Raw genomic sequence first — 23,396 nt, forward strand, 5'->3', positions numbered from 1 at the left:
TGACACCAGGAAATAGCTGGCAATAGGCACAAAAATCCCCCTTGCACCCACAAGGGTGCAAGGGGGATGGTGGCGCGCAGCGCACTAATACTAGCGACGCTCCTTGATGCGAGCCTTCTTACCGCGCAGATCGCGCAGGTAGTACAGCTTCGCACGGCGAACGCGGCCGCGGCGGGAGACCTTGATGGACTCCAGGTTCGGGGAGTGAACCGGGAAGGTACGCTCAACGCCGATACCGAAGGAGACCTTACGGACGGTGAAGGTCTCACGGATGCCGGAACCCTGACGACGGATGCAGATGCCCTTGAACAGCTGTGCACGCTCGTTGTTACCCTCGATAACCTTTACGTTAACGTCGAGGGTATCGCCTGGGCGAAAGGACGGGATATCGTCGCGCAGCTGTGCTGCATCGACCTTGTCAATAATGTTGGACATGCCAATATTCCTTTTCAGTTTGGGACAGAGGACCCTAGCGGCGCTAAGCCTAACCGGTTCGTGCCCGTTACATAGAACGGCCCCCTATTTTTCCATATGTACCTGCAGGAACCAAATTTCCTTCCCGGCACTTCTTTCTCTCCCCCGCCCAAGCTACGCCGCCGCAGCTTAGGAGGGAAACTGCTAAGCGGCCGCCCCCACCACCGCTAGGTGAAGTTTGCGCAGGTGATTGGATGGGTTCCACCTCGCCCGCATCATGGTTCCGACAACATCGTGGCAGAATCCTCCCTCCGGACTGCAAAAGCTCCCACCGTACGCAACGATGGGAGCTAAAGCAGCAGGCAAAACACTAGACCACGGCGGTTAGAAGCCTGCCTTCTTCAGGGCATCGGCCATGGCGCCACCACCGCCGGAGCCACCTCGACCGCCAGTGCGGCCGCGCGAGCCACCCCGGGAACCGCGCCCGGATTTGTGTCCGGAGCGCTTCCCTTCTCCCCTGGCGGCAGAGTTTGCGGCATGTTGCGCATCGCCACGGCGCTTGGGAGCCTGCTGCCCCGGTTCATCATCGAGGCGCAAAGACAAGCCGATGCGCTGCCGCTCGACGTCGACCTCCATGACTTTTACCTTGACCACTTGGCCAGAGCGCACGACCTCGTGCGGATCAGAGACGAACTTGTGGCTCATGGCAGAAACATGGACGAGGCCGTCCTGATGTACTCCAACGTCCACAAAAGCGCCAAAGGCCGCCACGTTGGTAACTGTGCCCTCAAGGATCATTCCCGGGGTGAGATCGGAGACCTTATGTACCCCCTCTTTGAAGGTTGCGGTCTTAAATTCCGGACGCGGGTCGCGGCCGGGTTTATCCAGCTCAGCGATGATATCGGTCACCGTAGGGATACCAAAGGTCTCATCTGCAAAATCTGTTGGCACAAGCTTGGAAAGTACGCGCGTATTGCCAATAAGCTCGGAAATGCCCAGACCGGTCTTTTCCGCAATGCGGGAGACCACCGGATAAGCCTCAGGGTGCACGGCGGAGGCATCCAACGGATCGGTGCCGCCATTGATGCGAAGAAAGCCGGCTGACTGCTCAAACGCCTTAGGTCCGAGACGCGGCACCTTCTTCAGTTCCTTGCGGGAAGCAAAGGACCCGTTTTCATTGCGATAGGCCACAATATTGGCAGCGATGGTGGAATTAACTCCAGCCACCCGCTCCAGCAGCGGGACGGAAGCAGTGTTGAGATCTACGCCCACGCCGTTCACGGCACTTTCCACCACACCATCAAGGGTGCGAGCGAGCGCGGTCTGGTTAACATCGTGCTGATACTGCCCCACCCCAATAGCCTTCGGATCGATCTTTACCAGCTCCGCCAGAGGATCCTGCAAACGACGAGCGATGGAGACTGCACCACGCAGCGAGACATCCATATCGGGGAATTCCTCCGCCGCCAGCTGCGAGGCAGAATACACCGAAGCGCCGGACTCTGAGACTACGACGGGCGTGGGACGCTGGCCTCCGGCCTGTTTGATGAGGTCCGCAATCTCCTGGGCGAGCTTCTCGGTCTCACGGGAGGCAGTACCATTTCCGATGGCCATAAGGTCCACCGAATGCTTGGCGCACAAGGTAGACAAGGTCTGTAGCGCCTGGCTCCACTGATTCTGCGGCTGGTGCGGGTAGACAATAGTGGTATCGAGCACTTTGCCGGTTTTGTCCACAACCGCACACTTGACGCCATTGCGGTATCCCGGATCCAGTCCGATGGTGGCACGCTGACCTGCCGGCGCAGCAAGTAGCACGTCCCGCAAATTGGTGGCAAAAATCTTGAGCGCACCTTCCTCTGCCACTTCTTTCAGGCGCATACGTACATCCAGGCTGGAGGAAATATAAAGCTTGGTGCGCCAGCCCCAATGGACGGCGTCAGCAAGCCACTTGGAGGAGCGATCCAGTTCAAAGCGGGAGGCAATAACGTCCTCATAGTCCGCGTCATCGCCAGCATCAAGCTGCAATTGCAATACGCCTTCATTCTCGCCCCGCAGGAGCGCCAAAATGCGGTGCGAGGGCAATGTGTGGAAAGACTCGTTGAAGGAGAAGTAATCCTTAAACTTCGCCCCTTCTGCTTCCTTGCTCTCAATGACGTGCGCGCCCATAACGCCTTCAGTAAACATGCGCTCTCGCACCTCACCCACCAGGTCAGCGTCCAGTGCGAAGCGATCCACCAGGATGGCGCGGGCACCGTCGAGGGCTTTCTTTGTATCTTCAAAGCCCTCGCAAAGGAAGGCCTGCGCTAGATCTTCTGGGGTGGCGTGAGGATCCGCGATGAGCTTATCGGTCAGCTCTTCTAGGCCGGCCTCGCGGGCAATATCCGCCTTAGTTTTACGGCGCTTCTTATACGGCAGGTACAGGTCCTCCAGGCGCGCCTTGGTTTCGCAGGCAAGGATTTGTTTCTTCAGGGCGTCGCTAAGCTTGCCCTGCTCCTCAATCGCCGCAAGGATGGTCTCCTTACGCTCCTGCAATTCCTTCAGGTAATTCGCGCGCTCCTCAATAGTGCGCAGCTGGGAGTCATCCAGCCCGCCGGTGGCCTCCTTGCGGTAGCGAGCAATAAAAGGCACGGTATTGCCCTCCGTAAGGAGCTGCAACGCGGTGGAAATCTGTGTTTCCTTCACGTTGAGCTCGGCGGCGATGGTTGCCGCAATATTCACGTGGTCTCCTCACTCTTTTCTCGAGGTTTGGGATTAGACCCACCCAATTTACCGCACTGCCCCTTCACCGCCTTCGCTTGCCGACGCCCCTCTCAACGCAAAAACCTCCTTTCCAGCAAGGAAAGGAGGAAGGTGCGGCGCGTGCTTAGTGGATAACCACGCGGGCGTTATCGCCGCCGGTGCAAGTAACCCGGGCGGAGCTACCGGAGCAGTACATGGTGTAGGTACCACCGGTGGTCGGCGAATGGACGCTCAAGGTGACGTTAGTGCCGCCACCCGCAACCCAGTTATTCATAAAAGTGGTGTAGACGTTGCGAGCAAAAGGACTGGAAGTCGGGCCAGTCGCATAATAGTTAGGGTAATCACCCCAGGAATGTCCATTGCTGGAGCCAGCGGAACCAGCCTGTGCCGGTGCTGGTGCCGGGGCTTCCTTGGTCTCGGTCACCGTGACCGGGCTGGAGTCCTCATCCTCTGCAGAATCCTTGGAGGAACCGGACTTCTTGCCGGACCCCGACCCAGCTCCGGATCCGCTATTCGCATCCGCCTGCTGGAATTGGCTATCCCCTGCAGCGCTATCCGTAGAGTCACTCTTGTTATTGGTCACGAACATAATGACCATGGCAGCCACCGCGATTACCGCCACAATGGCTGCGATAATCGCAGCGATCGTGGCACCGCTGACGCCGTCATTGTTCTGCTGGGGATAATACTGTTGGTTGTACTGGGGCGGCTGCTGGTTAAATCCACCGTAATTATTGCTATTGGGAGCCGTCATGGTTTAGGGACCACCTTGGGAATAGAAGTTTGGAGGGAATGTCCCCTTACTATAACCCCAAACGGCCTAAGCGCTGCAGATTTAGCGTGAAAATGCGGCGATTAATTTTCTCGTCGGCGCCTATTGCGCAGCTTCCGCTCGCCATACCGCTGGGGTACCAAGCCCCATCTCTGTAAAACCGATTTCCGCGCTCCCCAACCACAGCGCTTCCGGGGGCAAACATTCCGCCACAGTGGGGGCCACGGTGGCTAAGGGGTGTGCGGTCTCACCGTTAACTATAAGCCGCCACACCGGAATTCCCTGCGGTCGCTGACCAAACCTGAAACGGTATTCCTGCGCTAAAGGGCTGCTCTCCGGGCATGACTCCGCTACCTGAATGACGAAAATGCTAGCTGGATGAAAGCCCTGAGCACGTAGCCTGTCAGGCAGTCCTGCGAGGCAATCCTCATTCTCTCGAGTTCCTAGAAGCACGGAAAGATCAGCACTAACCTCCATTAGCCTTCACCCTTAGCCTTAGCTTCCTGCTCCAACTGCGCAATGAAAGCCCTATCATCCTTGTCTAGCTCGGCTACTTCCAGCAGCTCGGGACGGCGCTGCCAAGTGCGCAATAATGCTTGTTCGCGCCGCCACTTATCCACCAAGGCGTGGTTTCCCGAGGTCAAAACGTCCGGTACGGCCAGACCCCGCCACTCTCGCGGCTTGGTATAGCTCGGGCCCTCCAAGAGACCATCAGAAAAGGAATCCTCTTCATGGGAGCGCTTATTGCCCAGCACGCCTGGAATGAGTCGCACGACGGCCTCTGCAATTACCAACGTCGCTACTTCCCCACCGATCAACACATAATCACCGATGGATACCTCGCGGACGCGGTAGCGACGCGCGGCATCATCCACCACGCGCTGATCGATTCCCTCATAACGCCCGCAAGCAAAGACGATATGCTCCTCAGTCGACCACGCACGCGCATCCGCTTGACTAAACGGCTGTCCCGTTGGGGTAGGCACAATGAGCAGTGGGAGGTCACTATCCTCCTCGGGCTGGGCGTCAACCGCATAGGCGTGCGCCTCTACTCCTTCAAGCTCATCGTGGCGGGGACGGTTCAAGTGCGGAAGGGCCGATTCTAGGTTCGGTGCACTTTCCTGAGCAGCAACACTATCGAGTGCCGGCCCCCATACTTCCGGCTTCATAACCATGCCAGGGCCGCCGCCGACCGGCGAATCATCGACAGACTTATGCGCATCAGTCGCCCACTGCCGCAGATCATGTACGCCTACTTCAAGGCGACCTTGTTCAATGGCTTTTCCTAAAAGTGCATGCCGCAACGGCTCCAAGTACTCCGGAAAGATGGTGACAACATCAAGCCTCATAGGTCCAGCAATCCTTCCGGCGGGTCAATGGTGCACGTCCCTGCTGCAAGGTCCACGTCAGGAACAATGGCATGCACGAAAGGAATGAGTGCTTCCTTGCCAGTGTCGAGATTTACCTCTAGCAAATCTTGGCTTCCACCGTGGATGACCGACGTAACCTCACCAATGTTTTTGCCCGCCAGAAGTACGCGTAGTCCTTCCAGCTCATGGTCATAAAAACCGCCATCATCGCTATCGAGCGGCGCGGCGAAAAACTTCGTGCCGCGCAGGCTATCCGCCACATTGCGGTCTTTTACTTCTTCGAAGGTAACGAGCAGCCTTCCCTTGTGAGTGCGGACTGCCTTGATAGTTAGCGTGTGCTCTTTTTTGCCCTGCGTGCCATGGAGCGCTTCCCCCACCGCAAAGCGCACCTCCGGTTCGTCAGTAGTGGCCTCGATTACTACTTCACCCTTCACGCCGTGCGATTTAATCACGCGACCAATCATCAATTCCATAGCGGAAATTCTACAGCACGAGCCTTTTCCCTTGTCAGTGATGGGTTTTCAGCTACTTCGAAAAAGTTCCAGTTTTTGGGGCTCATTGTCGTTAAAGTAGGCACATGAGCGATTTACCTACCAATTCCCCGGATACTTTTGGCACGGCTTCCCATCTGGGCACTGCTTCCGCTATGACTACACTTAATTTGCTCGATATCGCACCGGATACGGATCCGCAGCGGCCCCGCCCAGGCGTACAGCGCGTCTTGAGCACCGATGGCGCTAATCTCATTCTCTTTAGCTTTGCACCAGGACAGTCCCTACCGGACCACAAGGCCGCTCATCCCATTACCGTGCAGACGCTCCGCGGGCAGCTCAACTTCACCTATGGTGAAGAAACCGTCACCCTTACGCCGGGCACGATCGTGCATCTTCCTGCATATGAGGTGCATAAAGTCGAGGCTGCAGCTGCGGATTCCGGTACCTCTACCCCCGCAATTTTGTTGCTCACTATGCTGACAAAATAGTTTATAGGAACATAAGTTTCGGTGATAAAATGACTCTCATGGAATCGCATAATAAGCCTTACCATCATGGAAACCTCCACGATGAGCTGCTCCGCATCGCAGTCCAGCTAGGCAAGCGAAGCGGCCCCAATGCCATCACGGTCCGTGCCGTTACCCGCGAAGCCGGAGTATCCCCTACCTCCGCCTACCGCCACTTCAAGGATCAAGAAGAACTACACGATAAGGTAGCAGAGCTTGCCACCGACGAACTGGTCCGGCGCCTGCATGAGACTACTAAAGCTGCCGGGCACTTGGATTTTCCAGAGCACTTGGTGCAAATCGGTTACGCTTACCTCGAGTTTGCCTTGGATGAGACCAATTTCTTCCGTTGCATGTTGGAATGGAAGGCGCTGCGCTTCATGCTCGGTGTGGATCCACACACCGAAGATGATCCGAAGATGGATCACCTTCAGCAGATTCGCGATTTCTTCGCCCTTCTCGCCCGCCACGCGCAAGCTTTGGACAATACTACTGACCCCACATATTTCATGCAGAACGCCCTTTTGGCATGGTCTACCATCCATGGCTTTACCGTTCTTGCCGTCAACGGCCCCATGTCACAGCTACCACGCGAGCAAATCCTAGAACTTTTTGCTCCGGTTGTTGCCGGCGGCCTGCGTGGCATGGACTTTAAAGATCCGTCTAATGTCTACAGTCGCTATGCCGACTACAAGCCACAGAGCTAAGGGAAACATTCACCCTCCCCCACCCGTTGTAGCTTGCAGGGTTTCAACGTACCTTTTCTAAAAATGACCGCGCACGCACCTCCACCAAGGACATGCGTGCGCGGTCATCTCTTTGGGCCGGTTGATTTCATCCACACAACACAAAGGCCCCGCCTACACAACTTGCACAGTGGTGTAGGCAGGGCCCGAAGTTAGAAGCGCTGCGCGTTTAGCAAAGGAAGGCAGATTACTCTGCAGACTCCTCGGAAGCTTCCTCAGCCTTCTCCTCGGCCTCGGCATCAGCTTCGCCGGCAGCAGCAGCGGCAGCCTCTGCAGCAGCAGCTTCCTCAGCGGCCTTCTTCTCAGCCTCTTCCTTGGCCTTCTTCTTCTTTTCGGTGATGGCCTCGATGGTTGGACCGTTGTTAGCCTCAGCCAGTGCCTCGTTGAAGATCTCCAGCTTGGACTTCTTCTCCTCAGCAACCTTCAGGGTGCCTTCTGCACCAGGCAGGCCCTTGTGCTTCTGCCAGTCACCGGTGACCTTCAACAGAGCAAGAACCGGCTCGGTTGGCTGTGCGCCGACGGACAGCCAGTGCTGCGCACGCTCAGAATCGATCTGGATGAGGGAAGGCTCTTCCTTCGGGTGGTAGATACCAATGTTCTCGATTACCTTGCCGTTACGACGGGTGCGGGCATCAGCAATAACAACGCGGTACTCAGCAGCGCGGACCTTGCCCAAACGCTGCAGCTTAATCTTGACAGCCATGACGGCTCCTTTTCTAGTCACTGGGCAGTACAGACGCGCACCAGGTAGTGCGCCGGTTCAACCCTTGGATTTAATCTGCGTGTGACATACCGGCCGACCGTAGACGGGAACGGTGCTACGCAGAATATTACGTTCTGTGGACTACCTAGCCCGGAGTATCCGAGTAGATAACCTGAAGTATTTTAGCGCGAGTATCTGCAATTTTAAAAATCACGACGCCACTCACGCAGGTTCGTTATGCCATCGATACTAAAGCAGAGTAGCCTTAAGGGCCGAATATAGACATTTGGTTTCATATGTATGGCGCGCCTTCTGCCTCACTGTAAAGGCGTTGACGCACGAAAAGACAGTTTATGACTAAAGAATCACCGCGAAATTTCCGGTACCGCTATGACCTTGATGGTCTTCGCGGTATTGCCATCGGCCTAGTAGTTATCTACCACGTCTTCGTTGGACGCGTCTCCGGCGGCGTGGACGTATTCTTGCTGCTATCCGGCTACTTCTTCTTGGGCTCCCAGCTGCGCTACGCCAGCAAGCCCAACGCTTCTTTAAACCCTTGGTGGCCCATCTGGCGCACCCTGCGACGTTTGGTACCCAGCTTAGTTTTGGTCATTGGCGTGACCTACATTCTGGTGCGCATTTTCACCCCACAGCTCATGCGCACCGAGCTCACCCAGCAGATCACAGCCACCATGCTGTACTACCAGAACTGGGAGCTAGCGGAACAAAACGCCGACTACACGGCGGCCGCAGCGGATACCTCCCCGCTGCAGCACATGTGGTCCATGGCCGTACAGGGCCAGTTCTACATCATGGGCATTGCCTTTGCGACCATCTTGGCAGCCATCATGAAGTTCCGGCCGAAGCACCAACCACTGGGCAAGCGCAGCTTCCCCACAGTCAACCAGATTGCGGGCCCGATCCTCATTGTGGCCACCATTGCCTCCTTCGCCTATGCTTCACGCCACGGCCTCTACGGCACCCCGGAGAACTACTACTCCACCTGGTCACGCGCTTGGGAGTTGACCTTGGGTGCTGTCCTAGCCATCTACGGTTCCGCCTGGAAGATTCCGCCCCGCCTTTATGACCTCTTTACGGGTTTGGGCCTTGTGATGCTCATCTTTACCGGTGCCATCATCGCCGATACCACCGCGTATCCTGGCCCGCTTTCGCTCTTGCCGCTGGGCGGCGCCGTGCTCATCATCTTGGGTGGCGGTGGCAAGATTTCCAAGGCCATGGCCTCCAAACAGGCCCGCTGGCTGGGCGATGTAGCCTATCCGCTCTACCTATGGCACTGGCCTCTGCTTATCCTGTCCACCTCTTATTTGGGTCAAGAAACCCCATCGTGGTGGCTGGGCGTTATCATTATCGCCATTTCACTGGTGCTGGCGGACCTCACGCACCGCTTTTTGGAGCGGCCACTGCGCCAGCATCGCAAGCGCCCCACCGCCGAGGATCTGCCGGTACGCAAGGGCCTATCGACATTGCGGAAGCCGGCAGGCGCTGCTCGCGGCGTCGGTGGTGTCGTGGTTGCTGCGGCCGTTGTCGGCCTTCTGGCCATTCAGCCGCTGTGGATGCGCACGCTTGATGATGCCGACGCAGAACTTCTGAATCCTTCCCTCTACCCCGGTGCGACGACGTTCATCAATCACCTCACCCCACCGGATAATGTAGAGATTAAGCCTGACCCAATTCTGGCCGGCGGCATCCAGCCACCAGTGGCTGCTAATTGGTGCTTTGTTCCGGATAGCCAGCCCGCTGATTTCTTCTTCGAAACCCGCAAAGACGGCAAAACTCCGTGCATTTTCGGTGACACAAACGCAGAAAAGGAAGTCTATTTGGTTGGCGGCTCCCACGCGGAACAGTATTCTTCCGCGCTTGACCGCCTGGGCAAAGAAATGGGCTTTAAATTGGTTCCGTTGCTACGCCAAGGTTGCCCCATCGAGCTGGGTGACGATGTCACCGTGACCCCTGAGTGCGCCGAATGGGGCAAACTAGTGATGGATCGCATCGAAGAAGCAAACCCAGCCTTGGTGATTTCAAATACCACGCGCCCGCAAAATGAGTACGGCACGGGCCCCGATGCTGTTCCCGCTGGATACCAGGCATTTTGGGATGAATTAGCCGAGCGCGATATCCCCTTCTTGGGCTTCCGCGATAACCCGTGGGGCTTCGATGAGGAAGGCCGTCCGCGCGAGTTCGATGAGTGCTATGTAGCCACCGAAGATGCCTATGGTTGCGGCATGCGCTTTGAGCAGGTCTACCAGCCCTATGACCCCGGTGCAGTAGTGCTCTCGAAGTACCAGAATATGCTCTCGGTAGATACCGCCCCGTGGTTCTGCGATGACAATGGTGACTGCCCAGTCATCATCGGCAATACGATGGTCTACCGCGACATGCACCACATCACCAATGCCTTCGCGGAATCGGCTATGCCCATGATTCGCGAGGCCCTGAAGCCATTCCTCAACGGGGAAAAGGTCCAACAGCAAGCCCCTGATATCCCCCCGGAGCAGGCCGCAGCAGCTGTGGAGCCGGCACCCGCCGCACCTACCGACGCCGGCAAGCCACATGCCAACCCAGTCCCCTACCCCAACACTGTGCGCGACGACGCCGTCTAGGCCATAGCGCGCGAACACGCGCCAACGCCTACGAGCACGGGCGCTGGGGATAAGGCACCCAACTGCCTGCATAGAACGAAGGAGGCTCCCACAATAACGTGGGAGCCTCCTTTGCTATGTCTTAAGACTGAGGCAGACTATTTTTTGCCCTTGCCAAAGTCCAAGTTGTTGAGATCAATATTTTCCATTCCCTTCGGCATCTTTGGCATGCCCGGCATTCCCGGCATGCCACCGCCGCCGCCCATTTGCTGCTGGAGTTTTTGCAGTTCTTCCATGGACGGCATGCCGCCACCACCTGGCATTCCGCCCATGCCCGGCATTCCGCCCGGCATCTTCGGGCCGCGGTTTCCACCGCCGCCCTTGCCCTTCTTGCGCTTGCCGTTTTTACCCTTGCGGCCCTTCGGCTTCTTCTTGGTAGCAGAGCGGCCACCCATACCACCCATGCCGAATTGGCCAGCCATCTTAGACATCATCTTCTTAGCTTGGTTGAAGCGCTCGATGAGCTGGTTGACCTCAGAAACGCTCACGCCAGAGCCATTAGCAATACGCTTGCGGCGCGAAGCATTGAGGATCTTCGGATTCTCACGCTCCTGCGGAGTCATACCACGGATGATGGCCTGGATGCGGTCCAGCTGCTTTTCATCCACCATGGCAGCCATCTCATTCATCTGCTTGCCGCCGGGCATCATCTTCAGCAGGTTGCCGATGGGCCCCATCTTGCGGATCATCAGCATCTGCTCAAGGAAGTCATTCAGCGTCAGCTCGCCAGAACCAAGCTTGGAGGCGGCCTCCTCGGCCTTCTGATGATCCAAGGTGGCCTCGGCCTGCTCGATGAGGGAAAGCAAGTCACCCATGCCCAAAATGCGGCTGGACATGCGCTCGGGGTGGAAGACATCGAAATCATCGAGCTTCTCACCGGTAGAGGCATACATAATGGGCTTGCCGGTGACCTCACGAATAGACAGGGCCGCGCCACCGCGGGCGTCACCGTCCAACTTGGTGAGAACCACACCGGTAAAGTCCACGCCATCGCGGAAAGCCTCGGCAGTCTGCACGGCATCTTGGCCGATCATGGAGTCGATGACAAAGAGGACTTCGTCTGGGTTCACGGCATCGCGGATATTGCGCGCCTGCGTCATCAGTGTCTCATCAATGCCCAAGCGGCCGGCGGTATCGATGATGACCACATCGTGCTGTTTCTGTTTGGCCTCAGCAATACCGCGCTTGGCGACGTCCACCGGATCACCGTGGGAGGTACCCATTTCATGCTCATTGGAGTCCAGGGAGGTACCCGGATCTGGCGCGAAGGTCGGCACCTCGGCGCGCTCGCCGACGATCTGTAGCTGCTGCACCGCACCCGGGCGCTGCAAGTCACAAGCCACCAGCATCGGGGTATGCCCTTGCTTGGCCAGGTGCTTGGCCAGCTTGCCGGCCAACGTGGTCTTACCGGCACCCTGCAAACCGGCGAGCATGATCACTGTCGGCGGGTTCTTCGCTAGGTTCAGGCGGCGAGTTTCACCGCCGAGGATCTCAATGAGCTCTTCATTGACGATCTTGACTACCTGTTGGGCTGGGTTGAGCGCCTCAGAGACTTCCGCGCCACGGGCACGTTCCTTGATGCGCTTGATAAAGCCACGGACGACGGTCAAAGACACGTCAGCTTCCAGCAGCGCGAGGCGGATCTCGCGGGCGGTGGCATTAATGTCAGCCTCGGTCAGTTTGCCCTTACCGCGCAGGCCCGCCAGGGCTGACTGTAGGCGGTCTGATAGTGAGTCAAACACTACGGATGCGCTCCCTTAATTTAGATCGATCTAAAGTTCAACTATTTAATCTTAGTCCCTTGCCAGGGCCCTGGTCACATTCCCCACCACCGTAGCGCGGGAAGCCTGCCCGGCAAGGAAGACATTGACGATCATTGTCGCGCCCATAATCTCATGGCGCAGCCACACAAAGTCTGGCAATGCCTCTATCAAGTGCCCCAAAGCGCCAATGCGCTCGACGGTACGGATCACCAAGATGCCGCCCACATCAAAAGCCGCGGTGGTTACTTCTCCCTCGATATCTGGCAGCTCCGTATAGGTACGGGAGTTATAAGACTGGATAAACCTTATCTCCTGGGCCGCTTCCTTTAGGGTCTGTTGTACGGTGCGGATGAAAAACTCCGCCTTATAAGTACCGTCATCCTCTTTGACGATATTGGCCCGCACGATGGTCCACCCCAAAGCGGACAGCAAGGCAAAAATGCGCTTGAGCTCCCCTTTGGAGGAGCCACACCAGGACACAGTAACTTCTTGGTCTTCCCAATCCACCGTAAGCGCAACGCCCTCAGTAGATAGCGGCACGTGCACCGCGGGGCGCTGAAGGACGCCTGGTTTGAGTGCTTCCAGAGCGCGCGAGACGATAAACTTCTGCGCTTGCTCTACCCGCGGTGTCCAGACGCTAGGCCCTGTCGATTGTGCATCAGCCTTAGCCAATACCGCCAGCAGCGAAATAATCAGCGGATCGTAATGCGCTGCGGCCAACAATGCGTCGCGAGCGGCATCGGAGAACGGGTCCATTGTCGCAGCTAGCCGCGCTAAGGTGATATGCTCTGCCACCAGAATTTGAGCACGCGACCTATCGGCCACGCTCAACCGCATGCGGGCTGCCTGGCGAGCTATCATTTCCGCGCCTACCTGAGCGTGGGGGCGCTCGTAGCCCTTACCAATGTCATGGTAAAGCGCGGCCAGCAATAATAGATCAGGGCGAGCTACCGAGGTGCGCACCTCCGCGCACCGAGTAACCGTCGCAATGAGATGATGGTCCACCGCTCTGACGTGGCTGCGCTCGCGCGGCAACAAACCGCGCACATGCCCCCATTCCGGCACTAGACGTTCCCACAGGCCATAGCGGTCCAAATCCTGAATAACCCGCGGCGTATATTGCGGGGACGACAAAATGGCGAAGAAATCATCCACCGCTGCTCGCGGCCAGCGTGGCGGCAGAATCGGCAATTTTTGGAGCTGGTGCCAGGTGGTCTCGGCAACGGCATATCCCGTGCGTGCTGCGGCTGCCGCAACGCGTGTAAGCAACCACGGATCCTCCACATTCGGTTTGCGCGAAAGGTAGATAACGCCGCCCTCTGCCACCACGTCCACATCGAGTGGACGGCGCTGCCCGCGGCCCGCCGCCAGCGCATTTCTCCCCAGCACCCCTCGGGCGGTGGCCAGGCCGCGTTCTACGGCCTTATTAACAGTGGCTGCAGCGCCTACCAAAGCGGCGGTTAAGGCATATCGGTTTTCAAAGCCCAAATCCGCAGCCACGTCCGCGGCGAACTCGGGGTCTAAGATATCGCGGTGGCGTCGGGCTTTGACATGCAGGAGTGTGCGGACGTCGAGAAGCAGCTGCTTTTCGACGTCTAGATCAGGAAAGTCGCACAGGTTACCCAAAGCCATCGCGCGCAGAAGCTGAATATCGCGCAGTCCCCCACGGCCATTTTTCAAGTCTGGATTCGTCATTGCTGCTACCGCGCCCGAGCGCTTCCAGCGAATAATCGCGGTATCCACAAAGTCATCAAAGCCGCGCTGCAGCTGGCGCCGCCACGCTGCGAGCAGCTGTGCCCGCGCCTCATCCACTAATATCTTGCGCCCTGCGACAAAGGCCAAGTCCAACTGTGCAAAGCCAGCAGAAGCATCTTCTGCAGCAATCGCCGCACACTCCTGCGGGGTGCGCAGGGCATAATCTAGGCGATACTTGGCATCCCATACGGGCAACCACAGCTTCTCCACCAGCGCTGGGTCTGGATCGTGGCCCTCCGGATAGATAAGGATGACGTCAATATCCGATTGCGGGGTCATCTCATTGCGGGCGAAGGACCCGGTGGCAGCGAGCGCAGTCCCCGCTGGGAGCTCGAGGCTGCGCAATACACGAAGCGCCGAGGCATGGGCCTCGGCGCGAATCTGTGCGGCGTTAAGCATGCTGGTTTTACAGTGCCGCCTCGCCGTGCTCCCCGGTGCGTACACGAATGGCATCTTCTACTGGGGTTACCCACAGCTTGCCATCGCCGATTTTGCCAGTGTAGGCAGCATCCACAATGGCGTTAATGATGTCTTCAGCGTGGTCATCCGCCGCTACTACTTCCAGCTTGACCTTAGGCACAAAATCGGTGGCGTATTCTGCTCCGCGATATACCTCGCTATGCCCTCGCTGCTGCCCAAAGCCCTGGCTTTCAGTAACAGTGAGACCGCGTACTTCCTGCTGCTCTAGCGCCTGACGGATTTCCGGCAGGGTAAAGGGCTTAACGATGGCCGTGATGAGTTTCATTGTTACTCCTTGTTTTCTCTTCGGGGCGGGCTAGAAGCACCGAATAGTGTGCATCCATTCTAGCCCGAGCACGGCAGTTGCTGTGCACTATATTCGCGTCATGAATCTAGGGCCCGGTGAATGCCACAATCCAGTAAAACCAAAAGGCGGCGAGCTCGTCTGCATTTCCGCCATTGAGCGCTATTGCAGATAAGACTCGCCGCCAGAAGGCGCTGAGGGTGACTAGATATCGTCTTCCTTGGCTTGCACGGTTTGGACTTTTTTGTGGTTATGCTTGGCGTGTTTGACGTCAGTAACTGTTACGCCGTAGATGGAACGTCCCAGGTAGAAGGAACCTACTGAACCGATAATCCACACACCGAAGCAGGCGATCAGGGCTTGAATGAGCAGCCACAGGGAAAAGCCATCGCGGCCAAAATCTACAACTAGTTTGGCCACGATAATCAGCGGTACCGCAAGACCCACGGTCGGCCCCAGCAGGTTAGCGCGCGTCAATGCGTCGGGCGCCCGCCACAGGGATATAACCGTCGCGACCACCAAAATGGTGGCGATAATAAGTAGCACCGAGGCGATAATCTCAGAAATAGCCATTTTATCGCCTGCCCTTCGAGATAATGCGGGCCATAGATAGCGTGGGCAGCACGCCCGCGGCAATGGCACCGAGGAGTGCAATGTAGTAGGCCATCGGGGCGTTATTGGTCATCGACCATGCCAAGTACATGCAGATCATGCCGTAGAACACGATGTCAGACGTAATTGCGCGAGTGAGCTCATCGCGTGTGCGCAGTGCAAGCAGCACGCCGCACCATGTGGCGACGCCAATGATGAATACGCATACAAATACGACCCAGCCGAACGGGGACAGTGTGGCAAAATCAATCATCGCTCGGTCTCCTTCCTGCGTTTTATGTTCCGGGCATGACGCTTTGGCTTTTCGACGTCCGCTTCGCTTTCTGAAAGCGGAGTGTCCTCCGCCCGCGCCAAGTCAGGCGAGCGCATAAAGCGACCGACAGATTCGAGGGGATACTCGTAGAATGCCTCATCCAATTCCGTCGTCCCTCCTTGGCCTGGGACGCCGTAGTCGATGTCTTTCACCCGTGGGGCAAGGCGTTGCTCCATATCAGCCAAGTCAGCCACGATTGCCGCCGGGTCAGATCCCTGAACTGCCTGCACCAGCACGATGCGCGGCAGCCCCTTGCGGGGTGGCTCGCGCAAACCCAACGAAAGCGTTCCTGGCGTTGCGGTGATGGAAGAAGTAAACCAGAAGATCTCCCATGCGCCAGTCACACGCAGTGGATAACGAATGATAACCGGGTGGTATTCGTTATCTGGCTTAAAGGCCGCCATCGCCAGGCTAATGCCGGCCACAAAGATTTCCTTAATGAGCCACAATGCATACACCACTGCGTTCATTTAACGGCCCTCCTGAATTTCATCGATATTGGGAACTGCAATCGGCTCGTCTCCCAAGACGGTTTCAGTATAAGCGGTGGTATCAAGCAGCTGCTCCGAGGCGCTATCCACAACGTCCAGAACGTTTCCAGAGAAAATGAACATGCACAGCGAACCAAGGATGAGTGCGGCAGAGGGGGCCATGAGCTTTTTGCGGATGATCAGTTCATCCGGAACCTTATCTTCCGGCAAGCCCTTGCCCCAGAAAACCTTGCGCCATACGCGCAGCATGGCCAAGAAGGCGGCAAAGGAGGCAATGATAATAGCCGCGATAGCGATCCACGCCCACGCGCCTCCTACCCGGGCAATCTCGAAGACGATCATCAGCTTGCCCCACATTCCGGAGAACGGCGGGAAACCTACGACGGAGAACGCACCGGCAGCGAAAATCCACGCGATAATGGGGTCCCGACGAGCGAGACCGGACAGCTTGGTTAGCAGGCCCGTGCCGTAGGTTTCCTCAATGGCGCCAGAAGCCAAGATCAGCGAACCAACAGTCAACATGTGGTGAATCGTGTACATAATGCCGGCTGCTAGTGCGCGGCGTGGGTCATCAGAGGTAAAAGCAAGCATTACCAAGATGAAAGGCATGCCGTTGAGCATCTGATAGCCGAGCACGCGGCGAATGGAGTTCTCCGCTAGGCCGCCAAAGGCACCGATCATCATGGAGATGATCATGATCACGATGATCAACACATTCCAGCGCTGATCCAGACCGAATAGCTGCACGTAGAGGCGATAGAGCATGTACACGGCCACCTTGGTGTGCAGGCCGGAAAACAGGCCCATCACCGCAGCTGAGGTCCCCGGGTAAGTGCGAGGCAACCACGATTGCACAGGGAATACGCCGGCCTTGGCGGTGATTGCAATGAGAATCAAACCCGCGGCGACGGTGACGGGCCCGTTACCTGCTGCCGCACCCTTCAATGCGCCAAGGTTAACCGCGCCGGTAACCGAATACATATAACCCACGCCAACGACCAGCAAGGTGGAGGCGAAAAGGTTCACCAAGACGAAGGCACGTCCGGCCGCCAGACGCGACCAAGTACCAGACATGGTGATAAGGCCATAAGACGGCAGAAGCATAACCTCAATAAAGACGAAGAAGTTAAAGAGGTCAGCAGTAAGCAACGCACCGCAGACACCGGTAATCAAAATCAAGGTGAGCGATGGATAAAAGCGAGACTTGGTCTCCCCGCCCGCAATGGCAAACCAGTTGGCGCCAAAAGCGACAATCATCGTGGTGATGATCATCAACGCGGAGAAAGCATCCGCAGCAAACGGGATACCCACATTGCCTTGGTATAGGCCCACTGTGTGGGCAACTACCCCGTTGTTCATGGTGTACATCAGCAGACCCAGGCCAGCGAAGATTCCCATGCCCGGGATGATCAACATGATGGAATCGCGCACCGCACGCCACGGTGCCAGCAGTGCAAAGGCTGCTGCAATCAGCGGGACCGCTGGGAATAGCGGAAGGAGTTGAGCTACAGCATCAGTCATTATTTATCATCCTCCTTCTGTTCAGCTGCCCCGCGCTCTGCTACGGGAGTGTCGTGGTCCACCTGACCGATACGGTCAAGTTGGTTGGTGGATTCTTCCAGAATCTGGCGATTTTGGGCGTCACGGCCCAAGGTTGAAAAGGCATGGTCGATGGTGTTGTCATCAACCGGCTCCACCACATCGGTGTCGTCGTTCTTGCCCATTGCCGCCATCGTCAACAGGATGGTCGAGGTTGCCATGGAAATAACCACCGCGGTCAACACGAAGGCCTGCGGCAGCGGATCTGCCATCTGGTCGTGTGGAACCTGGGAGGGGAAGGACTCGCCGCGGTAGGAGTACACGCCCGTAGCCAGCAGCATTAGGTTAGCTCCGTGTCCGAAGGCCATCATGCCCAACACGATGCGCACCAAACCGCGCTGCTGGATGAGGTAGACGGCACTGCCTATGAGCAAAGCAATAGTCAATGCAAGGATCATTACTTCTCTCCTCCTCGCTTAGGCATGGACCGTTTATTTTTCCTCTTCGTCCTTGCTTCCGATGGCGTCAGCAAAGCCAAAGGATCGGTCGAGGGGTTAATCGGGTCCGGATACGGATCATCGACATCCTCAAGCGAAATGCGCGGCGTGGTTGGCAGCGCGGAATTATCATCATGAATCCACGGCAGGAAGTCACGCTCCGTGCCAGGGCGCAGGTAACCGCCCAGGGCATTAATCGCCATGGTCAACATGCCCAACACCGCTAGGTAGATGCCCAAATCGAAGATGAGCGAGGTAGTCCAGTGCTGACCAAAGGCCTCAGCATGAATAGCCGCGAGGAAGCCACCATTTCCAAGGCCGTGGTGCAAGTAGCCCACGAAGCCTGCAATCAAGGCAGTAATAATGCCGATGCCGGTCAGGTGAATCGGGGTCATGCGGCCAAAGACGATTTCATCAGAGCCTCGGGACAGGTAGATAAGCCCGATTGCGGCGCCCATAATCAACGCTGCCGGGAAGCCACCGCCAGAGGCATTATGCCCGCGGAAGAAAACGATGACAGACATGATTACCAGAAGCGGGATTACCACGTGAACGCCCTTGCGCAGTGGCACAGAGTTCAGCTGTGACTGGCCAAATGGCGCAGGACGTGTACCTGACTTGAACGGGAACCGCGGCAACGTCGTAGTAATGGCTGCGATAACCACTGCTGCCATGCCCAGCACGGAAAGCTCGCCCAAAGTATCAAGCGCACGGAATTCCACGATGATGGTAGCCACAACGTTATCGCCGCCTGTAATATCCGGCGCATTATCGAGATACCACATGGCTAGATCCGAACGCTCGTGTCGGCCCATTAGTCCCCACACGCCCAAGAATGCAGCCACACCGGCTAAAACTGCGATGATAATAGAGCCGGTCTTGCGGGACTTATCCTTCACCGGTTGGAAGGTTTCCGGCAGGTAGCGCAGCACCATCATCATGACGATGACGGATAGGGCTTCCACCATAAACTGAGTCAAAGCTACGTCCGGCGCCCCGAGCAGGAACATCTGCAGGGTTACACCAGTGCCGGCAATGCCGATCATGATGGCACCGGTCAAGCGATTCTGAGTGCGCACCAAACCAAACATGGCCAGCGCGATGATTCCTAATGGCAGCAGATCCCATGGGTTATCCAGACCATCTACCCTCGGCTGCAGCGCTACCCCATCGACGCCCTCGCGGATGAGGGTGGTCGCGGCCAACACGATAACCAAAATGACAATAGGCAGCATGTGGCGGGACGGATTATGCGAATCGGACATCTTGGCCAAGACTCGTCCCAGCCGCGAACAACCCAACTGCAAAGAGTGCAGCAACTCATTGCCGCTGCGCGGCATAAACTCCCTGTCCTCAAAGCTTGCCCACATCGTCTTGCGGGCAAAGATACCGGCAATACCGGCGATAAGGACCACGAGCGAGATAAGGAAAGGAACATTAAGCCCGTGCCAGAGGGCAAGGTGCGAATGATGTTCCAGACCAACAGCAGCCACTGCATGGTTAATCGGGTTATTAAAGATTCCGAGTACAAATACCAGTGGCAGGGACATAAAGCCCGGTAGTGCGGCAGGCAGCCACAGGGAAACCGGAGCCTCGTGGACATGTCCCATATCGCGAGGTCCATCAAAGAAGGCGCCGAAGACGATCTTGGCGGAGTAGGTAAAGGTAAAGAAGGCGCCGATGGCGGCAACGATGAGCAAGATGCCCTGGCCAGTGCCACCAATCGGGGCGTCTTCAAACGCAGTGAGCATGCCTTCCTTGGATACAAAGCCCAAAAGCGGTGGTACCGCGGCCATAGAGGCCGCGCCGATGACTACCGAGCCAAATGTCCACGGCATCTTATTCCACAGTGGTCCGAGGCGGCGAATATCGCGCGAACCGGCCTCGTGGTCGATGACGCCAATAAGCATAAACAGCGAGGACTTAAATAGCGCGTGCGCCAACGTGTGTACCAACGCTGCGGCGATAGCGAATGGGGTTCCCACACCAATGGTGGCGACAATCCAGCCCAAATGGGACACGGTCGAATAAGCCGTGAGCTTCTTCAAATCCGTCTTTTGCACCGCAAAGACCGCGGACATTACCGCGGTACCCATTCCGACCACGATGAGCAGCCAATTCCATACCGCCACATCGTGGAAGATCGTGGAAAAGCGAATCAGCAGATACACGCCAGCCTTGACCACTGCGGCTGCGTGAAGGAAAGCCGAAACCGGAGTGGCGGCGGCCATAGCCTCAGGAAGCCAAAAGTGGAATGGGAATTGCGCCGATTTGGTAAATGCAGACGCCGCGATCAACACGGCTACGGCCGCTGTTACACCTGGGCGCTGTGTCCATACCGGCGACGCCAGAATCTCAGATACCGCAGTCGATCCGGTCACTGTCGCAGCAATACCCAACCCGGTCAGCAGGGTCAATCCACCAACGAAGGTCAGGATCAAGGTGCGCTGCGAACCAGCTTCGCCGCCCGAACCGGAGCGCGCAATCAGCATAAAGGAAGCCAAGGAGACTAGCTCCCAGGCAAGGAACAAAACCACAACGTCATTGGCCAAAACCAGCAATAAAATGGACAGCGTAAACGCTGTCATCAAGGTGTAGAAGCTGGTATTACCCTCATTCTTAGGCAGATAAGCCGCCGAATACGTAAAGACGACGGCACCAATGACCAGCGCCAACATAGCAAAGAAAATACTCAACGCATCCCCGCGGAGAGCAAAACTTACGTCGACGCCCGGTGCGATAAAATCGCGCACCCAAGTGGCGTGGAAACTCAATTCCTCCCCGGCTGCAATGGCAGGAAATTCCTTGGCAATAAGGACCGCTGCAATAACAAAAAGGCCAGCTAGTGGATAGCCTGCCTTTCGGTCAATAACCTTTACGGTTACCGGTGCCAAGATCACTGCCAGCGCCGCGAGGAGGACTGCATAAAGTAGCGTCACGAAATACTTGCCTCACGAACCTTGGTCTAGGTTTAATGCGAATTTCGCATTAAATACAGCCCCTTCAGGCTACCATTCCCACCAAGGCCAAACCACATTGCAGCATTCCCTGGCGACTGATAAAAGGCGAGCACAACCGCACCAATTACGCTTATAGTCAGAAAAACCACAGGCACTTAGCAGGACATTCTTCCATAGCAATTGAATTGCCCATTCCGCATAGTTTGCGAAGTGGTGATCCCAAATCGACGAAAAGAATTCGCGAGCAAGGTACACGCTGGAACTCAGCCATGAAAACGAAGAACTCCCCCAGCACACCGTGGCGCACGCTCGCGCTTCCCGATATGCAGGGGGAGCTTTGAAGTTAGGCGTTATTTCTCGCCCAAGAGAGCGTCGACAAAGCCTTCGACCTCAAACGGTGCGAGATCATCGGCGCCTTCGCCCAAGCCCACGAGCTTGACCGGAACGCCCAACTCCTCTTGCACCTGGAAGACGATTCCGCCCTTGGCAGTACCATCCAGCTTGGTTAGGACGACGCCGGTGATATCTACTACCTCGCGGAATATGCGGGCCTGAGTCAGACCATTTTGTCCCACGGTAGCGTCCAGTACCAGCAGAACCTCGTCCACATCGGTCTTCTTTTCCACCACGCGCTTGACCTTGCCCAACTGGTCCATCAAGTCTGTGGAGGTATGCAGGCGGCCTGCGGTATCTACCAAGACCACATCTACTTGCTGTTCTACACCGCGAGCTACCGCGTCGAAGGCGACCGATGCTGGGTCAGCGCCCTCCTTGCCGCGCACGGTATCGGCGCCAACGCGGCGACCCCATGTCTCGAGCTGATCAGCGGCCGCAGCACGGAAAGTATCCGCCGCGCCCAGAAGTACCTTATGACCCATGGCTACAAGCACACGGGCAAGCTTGCCCGTGGTGGTGGTTTTGCCGGTGCCGTTAACGCCGACAACCATAACGATGGCTGGCTTACCCTCATTCGGCATGGCCTTAATGGAACGGTCCATCTCTGGGTGGCCTGCCTCGATGAGGCATTCACGCAGCATGGCACGGGCCTCGTCCTCGCTGGAGACGCCGCGCTCAGCAATCTTCTCGCGCAGGGAGTCAGTCACTTTCATAGTGGACTTGGTGCCTAGGTCCGCCATGATGAGAGTATCTTCTACTTCCTCCCAGGCATCTTCGTCCAGATCGCCTGCGGAAAGAATCCCCATAAGTCCCTGGCCGATGGCATTTTGCGAACGGGACAGCCGTCCACGCAGACGCCCAAGGCGCCCGCCTGCGGGAGCAATGTCTTCCTGTGGTACTGGCGCTGGGGCTGGCTCTCCCTCTGGAGCCTCGGTCTGCTCCTTGGCTGCTTCGGCCGCGCCGGTTTGTGCCTCGGCTGCAGCCGCAGCCTCTTCGGCCTCCTCGCGGTCATCGACGCGCTCTTCAATGTCTTCCGCGTTCTTGTCTTCAACGACCTCGTCAAAGACTGGGGATTCCTCTGCTACTGCGGCGTCTTCCACAGCCACGGTATCTTCAGGAGCTTCTGCCTTTTCAGCAGCTGGCGAAGCCTCTTCCGCTGGCTCCTTCGGCTCGGATGTTGCTGCTGGCTGCTCGACCGATTCTGCGACATTATCCGCAGGCGTTTCTTTACTTTCTGCAGCCGCAGCTGCCGTACCCGCTACCCCTGCTGCACCGGCAGCGGTTGCCGCCGTGGCTCCAGCGCCCGTGGACGGGTTCTTTTCGGACTTATCTGGGAGAGAGTCAGTCGGCTGCTCTTTGACATCTGCCGGCTTCTTGGTCTCAGTAGTTTTATTGGTTTCTGCCGGCTTTGCCTGCTGTTGTGGTGCCGGCTTATTTTCCTTTGGTTGCTCTACCGCGGGCTTGTCGGCCGCAGCATCGGTCTTAGCCTGAGCAGGCTGTGGCTTGTCCGCAGGTGCTTGCGGCTTGGCCTGTGGTTGTGGGGTCTTGCCGCTAAGCTGCTCGTTGGCAATGTCGGTAGCATTAGGCTCTGCCTTTGCCTCCTGATGTGCCGGAGCTGACTTATCCGCAGCTGGCTGGTTCTTCACGGGCTTTTCCGCTTGCACCGGGCTTTTCTGCTTTTCCTTGGCACTACCGGCAGGAGCGAAGTTAAAGCCGGACTTAGCTTGATAATTGCCGGACTTTTGCTCCTGAGTAAGCTGCTTCGGTTCTTCCTCAGTGGGCTTGTCAAAGGACACCTTCTTGGCGTCGCCGCGTTTTTTGCCGATTACTACGAGAAGAATAATCAGCACAATGACGACGATCGCAATGCCGATCCATAACCATAAAGAATTCATGTCTCTAT

Annotated in this window: 19 protein-coding genes; 3 read left to right on the forward strand and 16 right to left on the reverse strand. The window is 57.0% G+C overall.

Annotated elements, in window-relative coordinates; all coding sequences use genetic code 11:
• Positions 1 to 90: 90 nt before the first annotated feature.
• The 5 genes from rplS to rimM all read right to left on the reverse strand — a co-directional run bounded on the left by rplS (position 91) and on the right by rimM (position 5,768).
• On the reverse strand, positions 91 to 435 hold the full coding sequence (gene rplS / locus WMQ00_RS02240; protein ID WP_005325245.1) for a 50S ribosomal protein L19: 345 nt from the start codon (positions 433 to 435) through the stop codon (positions 91 to 93).
• Between the two features lie 363 nt (positions 436 to 798).
• On the reverse strand, positions 799 to 3,132 hold the full coding sequence (locus WMQ00_RS02245) for a Tex family protein (RefSeq protein ID WP_340440626.1): 2,334 nt from the start codon (positions 3,130 to 3,132) through the stop codon (positions 799 to 801).
• Positions 3,133 to 3,277: 145 nt separating this feature from the next.
• On the reverse strand, positions 3,278 to 3,907 hold the full coding sequence (locus WMQ00_RS02250) for a hypothetical protein (RefSeq protein WP_340440627.1): 630 nt from the start codon (positions 3,905 to 3,907) through the stop codon (positions 3,278 to 3,280).
• A 494-nt stretch (positions 3,908 to 4,401) separates the two neighbouring features.
• Complete coding sequence (trmD, locus tag WMQ00_RS02255; RefSeq protein WP_239207563.1) at positions 4,402 to 5,274, reverse strand: tRNA (guanosine(37)-N1)-methyltransferase TrmD; 873 nt, start codon at positions 5,272 to 5,274, stop codon at positions 4,402 to 4,404.
• A complete protein-coding gene (rimM, locus tag WMQ00_RS02260; RefSeq protein WP_200288914.1) occupies positions 5,271 to 5,768 on the reverse strand; it encodes a ribosome maturation factor RimM in 498 nt (165 codons plus the stop codon). The genes trmD and rimM overlap by 4 nt, the downstream gene beginning before the upstream one ends.
• A 104-nt stretch (positions 5,769 to 5,872) precedes the next feature.
• Here rimM and WMQ00_RS02265 point away from each other — a divergent pair, with 104 nt between their 5' ends.
• Positions 5,873 to 6,277 carry a cupin domain-containing protein gene (locus WMQ00_RS02265; RefSeq protein ID WP_200288913.1) on the forward strand — a complete coding sequence of 135 codons (405 nt, stop codon included), beginning with the start codon at positions 5,873 to 5,875 and terminating at the stop codon, positions 6,275 to 6,277.
• Between the two features lie 38 nt (positions 6,278 to 6,315).
• Positions 6,316 to 7,002 (forward strand): TetR/AcrR family transcriptional regulator, encoded by a 687-nt coding sequence (locus tag WMQ00_RS02270; protein WP_234288180.1) that lies wholly within the window; start codon positions 6,316 to 6,318, stop codon positions 7,000 to 7,002.
• A 226-nt stretch (positions 7,003 to 7,228) separates the two neighbouring features.
• Here WMQ00_RS02270 and rpsP read toward each other — a convergent pair whose 3' ends face one another.
• On the reverse strand, positions 7,229 to 7,744 hold the full coding sequence (gene rpsP / locus WMQ00_RS02275) for a 30S ribosomal protein S16 (RefSeq protein WP_005325261.1): 516 nt from the start codon (positions 7,742 to 7,744) through the stop codon (positions 7,229 to 7,231).
• A gap of 353 nt (positions 7,745 to 8,097) precedes the next feature.
• Here rpsP and WMQ00_RS02280 point away from each other — a divergent pair, with 353 nt between their 5' ends.
• A complete protein-coding gene (locus WMQ00_RS02280; RefSeq protein ID WP_200288911.1) occupies positions 8,098 to 10,365 on the forward strand; it encodes an acyltransferase family protein in 2,268 nt (755 codons plus the stop codon).
• 137 nt (positions 10,366 to 10,502) lie between these two features.
• Here WMQ00_RS02280 and ffh read toward each other — a convergent pair whose 3' ends face one another.
• From ffh to ftsY, 10 genes are all read right to left on the reverse strand, one after another.
• Entirely contained in the window at positions 10,503 to 12,146 is a 1,644-nt protein-coding gene (gene ffh / locus WMQ00_RS02285) for a signal recognition particle protein (protein WP_200288910.1), read from the reverse strand.
• A 51-nt stretch (positions 12,147 to 12,197) separates the two neighbouring features.
• Complete coding sequence (locus WMQ00_RS02290) at positions 12,198 to 14,321, reverse strand: [protein-PII] uridylyltransferase (protein WP_340440628.1); 2,124 nt, start codon at positions 14,319 to 14,321, stop codon at positions 12,198 to 12,200.
• Between the two features lie 7 nt (positions 14,322 to 14,328).
• A complete protein-coding gene (locus tag WMQ00_RS02295) occupies positions 14,329 to 14,667 on the reverse strand; it encodes a P-II family nitrogen regulator (RefSeq protein WP_200288908.1) in 339 nt (112 codons plus the stop codon).
• Positions 14,668 to 14,889: 222 nt separating this feature from the next.
• A complete protein-coding gene (locus WMQ00_RS02300; protein ID WP_049361135.1) occupies positions 14,890 to 15,258 on the reverse strand; it encodes a Na+/H+ antiporter subunit G in 369 nt (122 codons plus the stop codon).
• A 1-nt stretch (position 15,259) separates the two neighbouring features.
• Positions 15,260 to 15,550: a cation:proton antiporter gene (locus tag WMQ00_RS02305; protein WP_200288907.1), complete on the reverse strand. Its 291-nt coding sequence runs from the start codon at positions 15,548 to 15,550 to the stop codon at positions 15,260 to 15,262.
• On the reverse strand, positions 15,547 to 16,080 hold the full coding sequence (locus tag WMQ00_RS02310; protein ID WP_200288906.1) for a monovalent cation/H+ antiporter subunit E: 534 nt from the start codon (positions 16,078 to 16,080) through the stop codon (positions 15,547 to 15,549). The genes WMQ00_RS02305 and WMQ00_RS02310 overlap by 4 nt, the downstream gene beginning before the upstream one ends.
• Positions 16,081 to 17,622, reverse strand: coding sequence for a monovalent cation/H+ antiporter subunit D family protein (locus tag WMQ00_RS02315; RefSeq protein ID WP_200288905.1), 1,542 nt, complete (start codon positions 17,620 to 17,622; stop codon positions 16,081 to 16,083).
• Positions 17,622 to 18,098: a sodium:proton antiporter gene (locus WMQ00_RS02320; RefSeq protein WP_023021275.1), complete on the reverse strand. Its 477-nt coding sequence runs from the start codon at positions 18,096 to 18,098 to the stop codon at positions 17,622 to 17,624. The genes WMQ00_RS02315 and WMQ00_RS02320 overlap by 1 nt, the downstream gene beginning before the upstream one ends.
• The gene (locus WMQ00_RS02325) at positions 18,098 to 21,076 is read right to left on the reverse strand and encodes a DUF4040 family protein (RefSeq protein WP_340440629.1); all 2,979 of its coding nucleotides are present in this window, start codon (positions 21,074 to 21,076) and stop codon (positions 18,098 to 18,100) included. The genes WMQ00_RS02320 and WMQ00_RS02325 overlap by 1 nt, the downstream gene beginning before the upstream one ends.
• A 371-nt stretch (positions 21,077 to 21,447) precedes the next feature.
• Positions 21,448 to 23,388 carry a signal recognition particle-docking protein FtsY gene (gene ftsY / locus WMQ00_RS02330; protein ID WP_284798367.1) on the reverse strand — a complete coding sequence of 647 codons (1,941 nt, stop codon included), beginning with the start codon at positions 23,386 to 23,388 and terminating at the stop codon, positions 21,448 to 21,450.
• Positions 23,389 to 23,396 lie beyond the last annotated feature (8 nt).

Origin of the sequence: Corynebacterium sp. KPL2825, from assembly GCF_037908445.1 — a bacterium.
Classification (GTDB): Bacteria; Actinomycetota; Actinomycetes; order Mycobacteriales; family Mycobacteriaceae; genus Corynebacterium; species Corynebacterium kefirresidentii.